This is a genomic window from Pseudochrobactrum sp. B5 (genome assembly GCF_001939785.1).
In the GTDB taxonomy this organism is placed as follows: domain Bacteria; phylum Pseudomonadota; class Alphaproteobacteria; order Rhizobiales; family Rhizobiaceae; genus Pseudochrobactrum; species Pseudochrobactrum saccharolyticum.
In genome coordinates, this window is sequence record NZ_MOYL01000005.1 from 120,620 (window position 1) to 136,216 (window position 15,597).

11 protein-coding genes are annotated in these 15,597 nt (G+C 53.8%); all 11 read right to left on the reverse strand.

All coding sequences use genetic code 11. The features are described 5' to 3' along the window. Positions 1–18: 18 nt before the first annotated feature. The 11 genes from nikC to BKD14_RS14815 all read right to left on the reverse strand — a co-directional run bounded on the left by nikC (position 19) and on the right by BKD14_RS14815 (position 15,529). On the reverse strand, positions 19–945 hold the full coding sequence (gene nikC / locus BKD14_RS14765; RefSeq protein ID WP_075657018.1) for a nickel transporter permease: 927 nt from the start codon (positions 943–945) through the stop codon (positions 19–21). Between the two features lie 8 nt (positions 946–953). Continuing rightward, positions 954–2,033: an ABC transporter permease gene (locus BKD14_RS14770; RefSeq protein ID WP_116088846.1), complete on the reverse strand. Its 1,080-nt coding sequence runs from the start codon at positions 2,031–2,033 to the stop codon at positions 954–956. A 173-nt stretch (positions 2,034–2,206) separates the two neighbouring features. After that, on the reverse strand, positions 2,207–3,826 hold the full coding sequence (locus BKD14_RS14775) for an ABC transporter substrate-binding protein (protein ID WP_116088847.1): 1,620 nt from the start codon (positions 3,824–3,826) through the stop codon (positions 2,207–2,209). Between the two features lie 84 nt (positions 3,827–3,910). Then, on the reverse strand, positions 3,911–5,335 hold the full coding sequence (locus tag BKD14_RS14780; protein WP_075657019.1) for a M20 family metallopeptidase: 1,425 nt from the start codon (positions 5,333–5,335) through the stop codon (positions 3,911–3,913). A gap of 79 nt (positions 5,336–5,414) precedes the next feature. Continuing rightward, on the reverse strand, positions 5,415–7,235 hold the full coding sequence (locus BKD14_RS14785) for a S9 family peptidase (protein ID WP_075657020.1): 1,821 nt from the start codon (positions 7,233–7,235) through the stop codon (positions 5,415–5,417). Between the two features lie 27 nt (positions 7,236–7,262). Beyond that, a complete protein-coding gene (pip, locus tag BKD14_RS14790; RefSeq protein ID WP_075657021.1) occupies positions 7,263–8,216 on the reverse strand; it encodes a prolyl aminopeptidase in 954 nt (317 codons plus the stop codon). Between the two features lie 314 nt (positions 8,217–8,530). Then, positions 8,531–10,183: an OFA family MFS transporter gene (locus tag BKD14_RS14795; RefSeq protein WP_075657022.1), complete on the reverse strand. Its 1,653-nt coding sequence runs from the start codon at positions 10,181–10,183 to the stop codon at positions 8,531–8,533. Positions 10,184–10,319: 136 nt separating this feature from the next. Continuing rightward, on the reverse strand, positions 10,320–10,550 hold the full coding sequence (locus BKD14_RS14800) for a formate dehydrogenase subunit delta (RefSeq protein ID WP_022712526.1): 231 nt from the start codon (positions 10,548–10,550) through the stop codon (positions 10,320–10,322). Positions 10,551–10,553: 3 nt separating this feature from the next. Then, positions 10,554–13,439: a formate dehydrogenase subunit alpha gene (gene fdhF / locus BKD14_RS14805; protein WP_075657023.1), complete on the reverse strand. Its 2,886-nt coding sequence runs from the start codon at positions 13,437–13,439 to the stop codon at positions 10,554–10,556. A gap of 12 nt (positions 13,440–13,451) precedes the next feature. Continuing rightward, positions 13,452–15,020: an NADH-quinone oxidoreductase subunit NuoF gene (locus BKD14_RS14810; protein WP_075657024.1), complete on the reverse strand. Its 1,569-nt coding sequence runs from the start codon at positions 15,018–15,020 to the stop codon at positions 13,452–13,454. Next, on the reverse strand, positions 15,017–15,529 hold the full coding sequence (locus BKD14_RS14815; RefSeq protein WP_075657025.1) for a formate dehydrogenase subunit gamma: 513 nt from the start codon (positions 15,527–15,529) through the stop codon (positions 15,017–15,019). Before BKD14_RS14815 ends, BKD14_RS14810 begins: the two co-directional genes overlap by 4 nt. Positions 15,530–15,597: the final 68 nt, after the last annotated feature.

Below are 15,597 nucleotides of genomic sequence, written 5' to 3' on the forward strand. Positions count from 1 at the left end.
TTGATTTATCCGTTCCTCTTATCCGTTACGCGGGTCAAGAACATCGCGCAGACCGTCACCAAACAGGTTGAAGGCAAGGCTGGCGAGCAGAATGGCACAACCGGGCATGGCTGCGAGCCACCACGAGGTCATCATGAATTCACGGCCGCTGGAGAGCATCGCACCCCATTCAGGGCTTGGCGGCTGCGCACCGAGACCGAGGAAGCCAAGGCCTGCGGCTGTAAGAATGATGGATGACATATTCAGCGTGATACGAATCACCACAGACGGGATACACATCGGCACAACGTGATGCCAGATCACACGCATGGTGGAAGCACCCTGCAAGCGGATGGCAGCCACATAGTCGGACGAGCGGATGGTCAGAGTTTCCGCACGTGCCAAACGGGCAATCGGCGGCCATGCAGCCAGCGAGATCGCAATCACCGCATTCTCAATGCCGGGTCCGAGCGCCGCAGCAAATGACAGCGCCAGAACAAGACTTGGAAATGCGAGGAAAATATCAACAATACGCATCAGCGCCGTATCAACCCAGCCGCCCATATAACCGGCAGTGGTGCCGACAATCAGGCCGATTGGTGCAGCGATAATTGCCGTCAGCGTCACGATATAAAGCGTGATGCGCGAACCATAGACCAGACGGCTGAAAATATCGCGGCCCAGTTCATCGGTGCCGAAATAATGCGTCCATGACGGCGGCTGCAAACGGTTGGCCAGATTATTCGCACCGATATCATAAGGCGCGATATAAGGCGCAAAGATCGCCACAGCCACCAGCAACAGAATAACGAACAGGCCGAAAACTGCGGATGTATTGGTCAGAAGCTTCAGCCAAGAGCGGCGCAATTGCTGCACATTGGCCTGAAGGGCGGAAGAAGGCACCGGCGCACGCAGCCATTCACGGAATGACGAAGTGTTAGGTGCGGAATTGGAAGTATCAGTCATAAGAGCACCTATCGTGTACGCGGATCAAAGACGCGGTAAAGCAGATCGCTGATCAGATTGATGACAACGAAGAGAATACCCACGATCAGCGTACAGCCGACCACAGCATTCATATCACCGGCCATCAGAGCATTGGTGAGATAACGGCCAAAACCCGGCCATGCGAACACGGTTTCTGTCAGCACAGCACCTTCGAGCAGGAACGCATAGGACAGCGCCACAACCGTCACCACCTGCACGGCGACATTGCGAAATGCATGTCCCCAGACGGTGCGCGACCATGACAGGCCTTTCACGCGGGCAGTGATGATATATTCCTGATTGAGCTGCTCGATCATAAAGCCACGGGTCATACGGCTGATATAGGCCATAGAACCGAAAGCCAGAATGAGCGCAGGCATGATGATATGGCTGAAGGCATTGCCGAATGCTTCCCACTGTCCCTGCATCGCACTATCGAGCAACAGGAAACCGGTTGTCGGCTCGACTGAAAACTCATGAATGAAATCAATACGACCCGGACCACCGATCCAGCCAAGACCGGCATAGAATACCAGCAGCGCCATCAGACCGAGCCAGAAGTTCGGTGTAGAGTAACCGAGCAGGCTGAGCATACGCACCAGATGATCCAGCGGTGAATTGCGGTACATTGCCGAGAACACGCCGAGCGGAATACCGAAGCCGGTACCGATGATAATCGCAACGGTTGCCAGTTCGATCGTGGCAGGGAATACGCGGCCGATATCTTCCAGCACAGGACGGCCGGAGGTCAGCGCATTGCCGAAATCAAACATCACGGCGTTTTTAATATAAAGACCATATTGCACAATCAACGGCTGATCGAGACCAAGCTTGCGATACATCGTATCATAGGCTTCCTGAGAGATATTATCCCCCAGCATCGCGATCACCGGATCAAGCGGCAAAAGACGGCTGATGAAAAAAGTCAGCGTGACCAGACCAAGCAGCGTAATCGCCACGGAAATGATCAGGCGTGCGGCGGCGGCGAGAAAGAGAAGAACGGGATGAGGTTCATGATAGACCTCATTGTCAAACTCCGTATCTTGCAAAGTTTCGGGCGTCGTCATGGCAATGTTTCCGTCAATATCGGGAAAAGGAGAATTTGCAGCACACGGCTTTCAGCACCGCAAAGGTGCCGGTAAAATAAAGAGAATGTGCTGCAAACCTGACTGAATGCCGGAATATCAATTCCGGAAGTTACCTGCCGCCGCAATGCAAGCGGCAGGTCTTTCGCAGTCAGTTATTTAGCGGCTGTATCATAATAGGTGCGGAAACCGTTCCACTCCCAATTCGTGATACCCTTGTTAATACCGGCAACATTATAGATCTGGAACATATAGGCCTGCGGGCCTTTTTCCATCATCTCTTTCTGCAGGGCATGATAAAGCTCGACACGCTTGGCTTCATCTTTTTCAAACAGGGCAGCATCGACTTGCTTGTTCACGGCCTCATCAAAATAGCTCGCGCGCCAGCTCGGATACATGGTCTGCTTGGCTTCCATGCGGTTATCCGGATTGAAAATCTGACGTGAGGCATTGCCATGCGCATCCGGCACGCCGGTCGCCCAGCCCATCAGCGAGGTCTGGAATTCACGGCCACGAATACGGCTGAACAGCTGGGCATTGGCCATGCGTTCGATCTTGATTTTCACACCGGCTTTGGCTGCAGCATCCTGAATACTCTGCGCAATCGGTGCAGCATAAGGAGCGGTACCGATAAACATGGTGGTTTCAAAACCATCCGGATGACCCGCTTCAGCCAGAAGCGCTTTGGCTTTTTCCACATCCAGTGTGAATGGCTGGCCTTCTTTTTCATCCAGCGCACCGAAAGCACCGAGCTGCACAAAGCTTGCACGCGGCACGCCGACATTGTGCATCACAGTCTTTGCCAGACCGTCATAATCAATGAGATAGCGCATAGCGAGACGCACTTTTTCATTGTTGAAAATCGGGTCGGCATTGTTGAAGTTCCAATAGAACAAGGTCGGCTTCAAAGCGCGGGAAACCGCCACTTTATCCTGTGCTTCCAGATCTTTCAGATCTTCCGGTGTCAGATCACGGGCAATATCAATATCGCCTTTTTCCAGCAGCAGACGCTGCGTACCGGCTTCCGATACGTGGCGGATCAGAACCTGTTTCAGCTTCGGTGCTTCACCCCAGTAATTATCACTTGCCTGCAACAGCACAACTTCTGCAGGGTTCCAGCGCATCAGCTTATATGGGCCCACGCATTCTGTGCGGGTGGCCAGATATTTATTGCCCATATCGCCTTCGACCTGATTGGCCGTCAGCACTTTCTGGTTGAGCAAAATTGAAACACGGTTTGCAGCAATAGCTGACAAGATGAGATTGACCGGATATGGCTTATCGAGCTTAAAGACGAGCGTCTGATCATCCGGCGCTGTAATCGCAGTATCAACATTGTCTTTGACGAAACCATATTCCGTCAGTGTTGCAGCATTACCAAAACCGAGTTTAACAACGCGTTGCATTGACCATGCCAGATCACCGGCAGTTGCCTTGTCACCATTGTCAAATTTCAGGTCATCGCGCAGATGGAATGTAATCTGCAAACCATCTTCCGACACGTCCCAGCTTTTCGCCATACGCGGCAGAATTTTGGTTTCATCTTTCGGGTCAAAATCAACCAGCGGATCGCAGGTATTTTGAATAATTTCATTGCTCACCACTTCGCCGATCTGAGCCGGATCGAATGTGCTGATCGCATCAATATTCCATGCCATAACCAGCGCATTTGGCGGTGATGCAGCTTCCGATGCAAATGTTGCACCGGCGAGAGCAGCAGTACCGGCAATCATTGCCAAAGCGGAACTGCGGTTCAAAAACTTATTGGTCTTCATCTTTATCCCCTGTTTATGATTTTTCAGTCTTGATAAAGGGCATGGCGGCGATGCACCGCCATGCCAATTCATTTATTCCGCCACTTATTCAGCAGGTCGCGGTTGCAGCGGCGGGTTCACCTCTGGCGGGATCGGGCAGGTATAAGGTGTTTTCGCCATACGTGCCTGATGATCGGCCTTGGCAGCATTGAGAATGCTCTCATCCTGCATCACATCCAGCGCGGTTCCGGCCATAACTTTAGCCGCATAGACCATGCCTTTATGCGCGGCAGGCATTTTGCCCTGTGCTGTGATCTGCCATGAGTGACCAGGTGAGCCGATCGCATGGGTGGCAACACGTGCCTGTACAGTCGGCACTGCCCAGCTGACATCGCCCAGATCGGTGGAACCGATCATCGGCACGCCGGTCTGTTCGCGCGGCAGCACATAATCACAAAGCGGTGCATTTTCAGCGAAAGGCTGACCAACGCGCAGGTAATCGGTTTCGATATCTTCTGCAGACAAAGTTGTCTGAATTTTTGCAGCAAAAGCACGGTCAGCATCATCAAACGGCACGCCGCCGAGACGCTCCATATTGGAATGCATAGCGATTTCCAGCGGCGTATTACCGAGCAGATTGGACACCGCACTCATGATCGAAATATCGACTGTGGTTTCAGTCATCATTGCAGCGCCCTGCGCTACTTTTTTCACGCGTTCATTGAGCGAGAACATGCCCGGCAGATCGGTTGCACGGATTGCATAACGCACTTTGGCTTTGGCCTGTACTACGTTCGGTGCAATACCACCGGCATTGAGATAGGCATAATGCAGACGGCAATCAGCCGGAATATGCTCGCGCAGATAATTACAGCCAACGCTCATCAGCTCAACCGCATCGAGAGCAGAACGGCCGAGATGCGGTGCAGCAGCGGCGTGTGATGCACGGCCGGTAAATTCAAAATCCATACGGGTATTGGCAAGCGACTGGGCATCATCCACTTGCGTGAACGAAGCCGGATGCCATGAAATGGCAATATCCACATCATCAAAAGCACCGGCGCGCACCATGAACGCTTTGGCAGCACCGCCCTCTTCCGCCGGACAACCATAATAACGCACACGGCCTTTTTTACCGTTCTGTTCCAGCCAGTCTTTCACAGCCGTTGCTGCGAGAAGCGCTGCGGAACCAAGCATATTATGGCCGCAGCCATGGCCGTGGCCTGTGCCCGGAATCGGACGCGGTTCGGCAATACCGGCCTCCTGTGACAGACCCGGCAATGCATCATATTCACCGAGGATCGCGATAACAGGCCCGCCTTCACCGGCCTCACCGATCACGGCAGTCGGAATACCGGCCACATTTTCCGTGATTTTAAAACCCTGATCGCGCAGCATCTGAGTATGCTCGGCGCAGGATTTATATTCCGTATAGGCAATTTCCGGCATACCCCAGACGCGGTCGCTGAGTTCCTCGAACTCACGCTTTTTCGCATCAACCAGATCCCAGATCACCTCACCATTTTTCATGGTGTTCCTCCCGATTATCATGTCATTTGAATACAGTTTCAGGAACAGGCCTCCACCCGCCCCTGAAACCGTGTTGTCTTTACAGGTTTTCGTCGATGAAGCGTCCCAGCGCATCAAACACTGTGTGGCGGTTTTCAATCCGCGCAAAACCGTGGCCTTCATGCGGAATGCGCAGAATTTCCACCGGCTTGCCCAAGCCACGCAGGCAGGAATAAACCATCTCGCTCTCGCAAGGCGTTACGCGCGGATCTTCCAGCCCGTGCACCACCATCAGCGGTGCCTGTACTGCTGCCATTTTATGAATTGGCGAGAAGCGCTCAAGCGCATCTTTCATCGTCGCCACATCACCATATTCCACTTCGCGCAGAACTTTGCGCCACGGGCCGGTGGTCTCCATCAGCGTCAGGAAATTGGCGATGCCGTAATATTCCACGCCGAGTTTCCACAAATCCGGATACTCAGTGAGAGCAGCCAGCACCATGAAACCGCCATAGGAGCGACCGAACACACCGATACGGCTGTCATCAACATCCGCACGATTGCCGACAGCCAGACGCACGGCTTTGAGATCAGCCACGCTGTCCATGCGCAATTCGCGGTCATCAAGATGCTGATAAGGGCGGCCATAACCGGTACTGCCGCGAATATTCGGCGCAATCACCATGATGCCGCGTGCCAGCATATATTGAATGTCGGCGCGGAAATCCGGCTTCCACTGGGCTTCAGGGCCACCGTGAACAATAATCATCACCGGATAGCCGCTTGCAGGCGCAGCAACAGTTGGCTGATAGACGAAGTAAGGAACATCCAGTCCGTCAAAGCTCGCAACACTGGTCACAGTCGGTTCAATAAAGTCCGGCAGAGCGGTTTTTGCCTTTGGTGCATCGGTCAGACGGCTATAGGTGCCTGTAGCCACCTCACAGCGCCAGATATCACCGGAGGTTGCCGCACCTTCCGCAGGCATCACCAGTGCCACACCATCCTGCGTCCATGCCACAGATGCAATTACACAAGGCATCGGGGTTGGCAGAGATTTCTGCACTTTGCCCTGACGGTCAATAATAACGATCTCGCTCCAGCCCTGACGGTTCAGCACCAGCGCCACGCTCTGCTGATCCGGCGCAATAGCCAGAGCTTCCACATCCTGTTTTTCAAAACCGGCAATTTCAACAAGTTCATTGCTGTCATGGGCTTTGAACATCACGCTGGAATAAGCACGCCCCTGATCAGAAATCAGCAGAATACCGGAATTATCCTTGAGGAATTTCGCAGCCTGATAGGAAGCGCGTCCCTGATGCGGCAGCATATCTTCATAAGCGCCACTTGCCAGATCGAGACGACAGAAATTCTGATCCGTCATAGCGCGGGTACAGTCATTGACCAGCAGCGCCGCACCATCCGGTGTGAAAGCTGCCGGTGTGCGCCAGCCGGTACCCTGATAGACACATTTGGCTTCACCTGTTGCGACCGTCATCACATAGAGATCCATGTGCGTGCGGTCACGATAATTGGCGGAATAGGCAATCTGTGTGCCGTCCGGCGACCAGCAGCCCCAGCCATGCACCACAGTTGCGTCAGTGGTCAGCTTACGAGGCTCACCTTCCGCATTTTCAATCAGCCAGAACTGATGACGCTCATCACCACCCCAATCGGTGCTGATCAGCAGATCGCGGCTTTTCGGATTGAAGGACAGCGTGCCGACAGGCTCCGGCAGATTGGTCAGCTGCTTCGCTTCGCCACCGGCCAAAGGCTTGATCCAGACCTGTGCGGTGCCGCTTGCATCGCTCAAAAATGCCAGCAATTCGCCATCCGGTGAGATGGCCGGTTTTACGGCTTTGCGGATATCCGTATAGAAGGACATTGCAACGGCGGAAGGATCGGATTTCAGTGTATCAAACATGAAGCTGCCCGTTATTTTAAAAGAAAATTATGCGTGAACCGGTGCTTTGAAGGCCTCAGCCAGACGCTCGGAAGCATCGGCAAGAGCGCCAGCCATAGGGCCGGTTGTCGACTGATGATTAGACAGAGTAACAATGGTGAAATTGGCTTCCGGCCATGCGGTTTTCAGCTTCCATGCTGTCACCATCGGGGTCACGGTATCATAACGCCCCTGCACAATTTCTGCAGGCAGATGGCGGATACGGTCGAGATTATCCAGCAGTGCATTGGCAGGCATGAAGGCACCGTTCATGCAATAATGCGTGAAAATACGAGAAACAGCTAAAGCCGCATCACTCTGCAACAATGTCGAGACGTGCTCGGCGCTTGGTTCCAAAGTCTGAGTGCGGGCAGAGAAACCGCGCAAGCTCTGTGCCGCTGCATGCTCCACCACCGGATCACCGCAGGTCAGACGCTTGTAATAGGCGCTCAAGAGATCATCGCGCTCATCTTCAGGCACAAATTCTGCAAATTCCTGCCAGTAATCAGGAAAAATCGTTCGTGAACCGTGGAACCACCAGTCACTGTCTTCGCGATCACCAAGGAAAATCCCGTGAATGCGGAAACCAAGGCAGCGCTCCGGATGTGCCTGCCCATAGGCCAGCGACAGGCAGGAGCCCCACGAACCGCCGGCAACCAGCCAGCGCTCAATGCCAAAATGCTCGCGAATGCGTTCAATATCTTCAATCAGATGCTGCGTGGTATTTTCGCGCAATTCTGCAACAGGGGTCGATTGTCCGGCACCGCGCTGATCAAGTGTAATCACGCGATAGGTATCAAGATCAAAGCTGGCAATCTGCTTGGCCGATACACCGGCACCCGGCCCGCCATGCAAAAATATCGCCGGAATGCCATCCGGATTGCCGTAATCATAAACCGCAATTTCATGAATATCGCTGACTTTCAGACGAAAGCTGTCACGCGCCTGACGCAATTCTGCCACGGCCCATCCTCCTGCTGCTGTTTATTGAAACAGCACTTCGTTCACCACTCTTGCGTCTGAATTGATTTGCCTCTTTGCGGCATTTATTTTTTAATTTCAGACGTGAAATTTATAGGCAGTGAACAGCTTTCAAGGCCAATGCAATTTCCGACTACCTATACCAAAACGGAATAGTTTTGTTCAACATCGCATAAAAATCCTCAAAACCACTCTTTTCGACAGCTATTCATTCGAAGAAAGCTATTGAAATTTATGGGGAAATAAAAAACTCCGGCATTGCTGCCGGAGTTTTCAATCAACCTGAAGTCTCAGATTTAGCGGAACAGGATCAGAGATTTCTCAAAGGTTGTCCACACACCCCAGAGTATCGGGATACCCACAGCGGCCCATGCAAGAGCAGCTTTGGCATCCAACCCGCCTGTGCCGATGCCGAAAGAACCGCTCGGCCCTGTCGCTTCCGCTTTTGTGGCTGCTTGCAGTTTGGCAACTTCTGCATCCGACATAAACCATTTATCGCCCAGCGGTCTGATGAAGAAATTTGCAATCAGACCAAGCGCCAGCATACCGGCCAGAATATACATCGTATAATCATAGACCTGCGCACGCGGCACACCGGCAGCAATCTGGAACTCACGAATATAATTCACCACAACCGGCCCGACGATACCCGCCGTTGCCCATGCGGTCAGCAAGCGTCCGTGGATTGCACCCACAAATTGCGTGCCGAAAATATCCGCCAGATAAGCAGGCACAGTCGCAAAACCACCGCCATACATCGACAGGATGATACAGACCATCACCACAAACAGCGTGACCGAGCCCATATGCGCGGCTGTCGGCAGCAGTGTATAAAGTGCAATGCCAAGAGCGAAGAAGGTGAAGTAAGTGGCCTTACGGCCAAGGCGGTCAGACAGGGAGGCCCAGAAAAAACGGCCGCCAATATTAAACAGCGAAATCAGACCGGTAAAACCGGCAGCAATCGCAGCAATTGCAGCCTTTTGCTCGGTGCTCAGTTCGGTAAATGTCAGTCCTGCCTCACCGATCAATTTGCCGCCGAAAATTTCCTGCAACATTGGTGAGGCCATGCCAATCACCCCGATACCGGCAGACACATTCAGACACAGCACAGCCCAAATCAGCCAGAATTGCGGGGTCTTGTGCGCATCACGCAAATGGACGTGACGAGTGGTGATCATAGCCTTTTTGGTCTGCGGTGCGACCCAGCCTTCCGGCTTCCAGCCCGCAGGCGGAATACGGTAGCCAAAGGCGCCGCCCATCATGAATACGAAATAGCCTGCTGCCATCACCAGAAATGTCTGCCAGACACCAATGGAATCCGGTGTTTTGAAATGTTCCATCAGCAGATCCGCCAGCGGTGCACCAATCATAGCACCACCGCCAAAACCCATAATCGCCATACCGGTCGCCATACCGCGGCGATCAGGGAACCATTTGATCAGCGTGGAAACCGGTGAAATATAACCAAGGCCAAGGCCGATACCGCCGATAAAACCGGCACCAACCCACATCAGCCATAATTGGTGGGTCATCACGCCGAAAGCGGCAATCACCATACCGCCGCACCAGCACAGCGCGGAAACAAAACCGGCTTTACGCGGGCCTACCCGCTCCAGCCAGCCGCCCCAGATCGCAGCGGAACAGCCGAGCAGAACAAAGAACAGCGTATAAATCCAGCCAAGATCAGCCACACGCCAGTTACAACTGGTGGTAAACAGGGCAGTCAGCAGGCTCATATCGGTACAGGCACCTGCCGCATCACCGCCCAAAGCACGGCTGAGCGGCAGCCAGAACACGCTGAAACCATAAGCCATGCCGATACACAGATGGATTGCCAAAGCAGCCGGCGGCACCAGCCAGCGGTTAAATCCGGGTTTGGCGATAATCCGCTCGCGGTCGAGAATCCCCGGCCCGCTCAAACCTCCCAGGGTTTGATCTGTTGCACTCATGTCAAAATCCTCCCTTCTGCGAACGCGCCGCAGCCTGCCCATCTCCCGTGAGCATCCCTTAATTGTCAGAATGAAATTATTTAAATGCTGAATCATTTCAGCCGGATACTGGACTGTATCCGGCTGAAATTGCGTATTATGAGACCGGACGTTTAATCAGTGGCGCGGCCTCAAGCACCAGAGGATGCAGCCCCTCTCCGCCTGCATCAATCAGATTAAATAATTGCGTACGCATACGTGGTTCCCAGAACATATTGATATGTTTGGCGACACCCGCCGCCTGATCGATCTGCGTCTGCGAGCTGAAAAATGTAGCGATCTGCGATGCCATCATCGGAATACGGCTGTGATAAGTATGTTCACTCATAGCTTAGCTCACCGTATCCAAAGCTGTTTCAATATGGCGGCTGGCATCAGAATGTTCACGATATTCCTGCTGCCATTGTGTCGGACCGTTGGACGCGCTGATCTGCACCGCAGTTACCTTATATTCCGGGCAGTTGGTCGCCCAGTCCGAGAAATCGGTAGTCACCACATTGGCCTGTGTCATCGGGTGGTGGAAGGTCGTATAGACCACACCCGGTGTCACACGGTCTGTGACCAGCGCCCGCAAAGTCGTTTCACCGGAGCGGCTGGCGATCTTCACCCAGTCGCCATCACGCAGACCACGCACTTCCGCATCATGCGGATGGATTTCCAGACGGTCTTCCGCATGCCATGCCACATTTTCGGTACGGCGGGTCTGTGCACCCACATTATATTGCGAGAGAATACGCCCTGTGGTGAGCAGCAGCGGGAAGCGCGGGCCCGAACGCTCGTCAGTTGCCACATATTCCGTGCGCATGAATTTGCCTTTGCCGCGCACGAAATGGTCAATATGCATCACCGGCGTGCCGAGCGGTGCTTTAGCATTACATGGCCACTGCACGGAACCTTCACGTTCCAGCAATTCATAGGACACATTGGTAAATGTCGGTGTGGTCATGGCGATTTCGTCCATGATCTGCGACGGATGCGTATAGTTCCAGTTCAGCCCCATTGCACGGGCAAGGTTTTGCGTCACTTCCCAGTCGGCATAGCCGTTGGTTGGTGTCATCACCTTGCGCACGCGGTTGATACGGCGTTCCGCATTGGTGAATGTGCCGTCCTTTTCAAGGAAGGTCGAACCCGGCAGGAAAACATGGGCGAAATTGGCGGTCTCATTGAGGAACAGATCCTGCACCACCACACATTCCATAGCCTCCAGTCCGGCGGCCACATGGCGGGTATCCGGATCGGACTGCAGAATGTCCTCACCCTGAATATAGATGCCCTTGAAGGTGCCTTCTACCGCCGCATCCAGCATATTCGGAATACGCAGACCCGGTTCATCCTGCAGGATAACACCCCAGATATTTTCATAAATCTCGCGGGTTGCAGGATCGGAGATATGACGATAGCCCGGCAATTCATGCGGGAATGAGCCCATATCACAAGAACCCTGCACGTTGTTCTGACCACGCAGCGGGTTCACACCCACGCCCTTGCGGCCGATATTACCGGTGACCATAGCAAGATTGGCAATCGCCATCACGGTGGTGGAACCCTGACTATGCTCGGTTACACCAAGACCATAATAGATTGCACCATTGCCACCGGTTGCAAACAGACGGGCAGCGCCGCGCACTTCTTGCGCCGGAACACCGGTCAGCAGCTCCACAGCCTCTGGGCTGTATTGCGGCTGGGAAACAAATTCCACCCAATCACGGAACTCTTCATTCTCGCAACGCTCGCGGATGAAGGCATCATCCTGCAGACCTTCCGTTACAATCACATGCGCCAGCGCCGTCATGATTGCCACATTCGTGCCCGGACGCAGTGCCAGATGATGTGCCGCCTCAATATGCGGCGAACGCACCAGATCAATACGACGCGGATCAATCACAATCAGCTTGGCACCCTGACGCAAACGCTTACGCAGGCGCGAGCCAAATACCGGATGGCCGTCGGTCGGGTTGGCACCGATCACCATTACCACATCACTATGTTCAACACTGTCGAAATCCTGTGTACCCGCAGAGGTACCGAAAGTCTGATTCAGACCATAGCCGGTCGGCGAGTGGCAGACACGCGCACAGGTATCAACATTGTTATTACCGAAACCGGCACGGATCAGTTTCTGGACAAGGAAGGTTTCTTCATTGGTACAGCGTGACGAGGTAATACCGCCGATGGAGTTACGCCCGTACTGGGTTTGCAGGCGTTTAAACTCGCTGGCCACACGGCCATAGGCTTCTTCCCATGACACTTCGCGCCAAGGATCGGTGATCTTCTCACGGATCATCGGTTTGAGAATACGGTCTTTGTGATGGGCATAACCATAGGCAAAGCGGCCTTTAACGCAGGAGTGACCGCGATTGGCCTTACCGTCTTTATACGGAACCATACGCACCAGTTCTTCGCCACGCATTTCCGCTTTGAAAGAACAGCCGACACCGCAATAAGCACAGGTAGTGACTTTGGAATGTTCAGGCTGACCGATTTCGATCACCGATTTTTCTGTCAGCGTCGCCGTCGGACAAGCCTGTACACAGGCACCGCAGGATACGCATTCCGAGCCTAAGAAGCTCTCATGCATCCCCGGTGAGACGCGGGAATTAAAACCACGTCCTTCAATAGTCAGCGCAAAAGTACCCTGCACTTCCTCACAGGCACGCACGCAGCGTGAGCAGACAATACATTTGGACGGATCATAGGTGAAATACGGATTGCTCTCGTCTTTCGGCATCCATTTTGCATTCAGCGCACCGTCATTACGGCCTTGTTTGAACACATGGTTCGCGCCGTCCTGACCATAGCGCACATCACGCAAGCCCACAGCACCGGCCATATCCTGCAATTCACAATCGCCATTGGCAGCGCAGGTCAGACAGTCCAGCGGATGATCGGAGATATAAAGCTCCATCACGCCTTTGCGCAAAGATTTCAGACGGCCGGTCTGGGTATGAACCACCTGCCCTTCCATCACCGGTGTGGTGCAGGAAGACGGTGTGCCGTTGCGGCCTTCAATTTCTACGAGGCACAGACGGCAGGAACCAAATGCATCCACCATATCAGTGGCGCAAAGCTTCGGAATGGCAATACCGGCTTCCATCGAAGCCCGCATGATCGAGGTGCCTTCCGGCACGGTCACCTGATTGCCGTCGATGGTCAGGGTCACCATTTTGTCCGAGCGTGAAACAGGTGTGCCGTAATCGATTTCTTTAATTAAGCTCATCTTCTGTCACTCCTATTCCGCTGCCTGCACGAAAGTCTGGTTTTCAGGGCGCGGGCGAAAATCCTCTTCAAAATGCGTCAGGGCACTCATCACCGGATAAGGGGCAAAGCCGCCAAGCGCACAAAGGGAGCCGAATTTCATTGTCTGGCAAAGATCTGTCAGAATTTCGATCTGCGTCTCGGGTTCTGAACCGGCTGCAATTCTGTCGATCACTTCAACACCGCGTGTCGAGCCGATACGGCATGGGGTGCATTTCCCGCAGGATTCAATGGCACAGAATTCCATCGCAAAACGCGCCTGTTTCAGCATATCTGCCCGATCATCAAAGACCACCAGACCGGCATGGCCGATCAGACCGTCTTTGGCCGCGAAGGCTTCATAATCAAACGGTGTATCGAACAATGCGCGCGGGAAATAAGCACCCAGCGGCCCGCCAACCTGAACCGCCTTAACCGGACGACCACTTGCGGTACCGCCGCCGATCTCATCGACAATCTCGCCCAGTGTCAGGCCGAAAGCGGTTTCAAACAGCCCGCCATATTTAACATTACCGGCAATCTGTAACGGAATTGTACCACGGGAGCGCCCCATACCAAAATCACGGTAATAGGCAGCGCCCTTGTCCATGATCACCGGAACAGAGGCCAGTGAGATCACATTATTGATGACTGTCGGTTTGCCGAACAGGCCTTTATGGGCAGGCAATGGCGGCTTGGCGCGCACCAGTCCGCGCTTACCTTCAAGGCTTTCCAGCAGAGCGGTTTCTTCACCGCAGACATAGGCACCGGCACCGGTGCGCACTTCCATATCAAAGGCGAAACGCGAGCCCATCACTGATGCGCCGAGCACACCGGCTTTGCGGGCAATCTCGACGGCTTTTTCCATCATCGCAATCGCATGCGGATATTCGGAACGCGTATAGAGATAGCCTTTGGTCGCACCCACTGCGATACCGGCAATCGCCATACCTTCGATGAGTACAAAAGGATCACCTTCCATAATCATACGGTCGGCAAAAGTACCGCTGTCACCCTCGTCAGCATTGCAGACAATATATTTACGCGCACCTTGCGCATCGTGAACGGTTTTCCACTTGATACCGGTCGGGAAACCGGCACCGCCACGGCCGCGCAGACCGGAATCCGTGACCTGCGCCACAATATCTGCAGGCTGCATGGCAATCGCGTTTTGCAGACCTTTCAAGCCGTCATGGACGCGGTAATCTTCCAGCGACAAAGGATCGGTCACACCGCAACGGGCGAAAGTCAGACGGGTTTGTTTTTTGAGAAACGGGATTTCTTCGGTCAGTCCCAGCGATAGCGGATGGTCTTTGCCCTCAAGCAGGCCAGCGTCAAACAACGAGGCCACATCAGATACATCCACAGGGCCATAGGCCATACGGCCTTTGTCGGTTGCCACTTCAACCAGCGGCTCCAGCCAGACCATGCCACGGGAGCCATTGCGTACGAGCTTGATATCCAGACCGCGCTTTACGGCTTCACCGGCAATGGCATACGCCACTTCATCGGCACCGAGTGCCAGAGCGGCGGCATCACAAGGCACATAAATTGTTACACTCATGCCCGTGCCTCCGCGATCATTCGTTCTGCCTTACCTTCATTCAGGCGACCGATCAGCCGGTCATCCACTTGCGCCGCAGGCGCACAGGCACACAGACCAAGACAATAAACCGCCTCAAGCGTGATTTTACCGTCGCCGGTTGTTTCCCCCCAGCCGATACCGAGCAATTTTTGCACCGCTTCTGCCACGCGGTCGCCGTCCATAGACTGGCAAGCCTCAGCGCGGCACAGCCGGATCACATGGCGACCGGTCGGCGATGCACGGAAATCGTGATAGAAAGTCATAACGCCGTGCACTTCCGCGCGCGACAGGTTCAGTGCCTCGGCAATCAGCGTCAGCGTTTCCGCCGGTACATAGCCGAATTCTTCCTGTATGGCGTGCAAGACAGGAAGCAGCGGGCCCTCAACGGCTTTATACTCATTGATAACATCTATCGTGCGCCCGGCGACATCAGACTTTTGAGATGACGTGCCTGCGCTTCTGGTAAAAACTGAATCCGAGCCTGACATTGACGTCAAAGCCTCCCGCAAATTTCTATTTCTGTTCCCCATCTTAGAACAGATCAAAACTGCGCCCC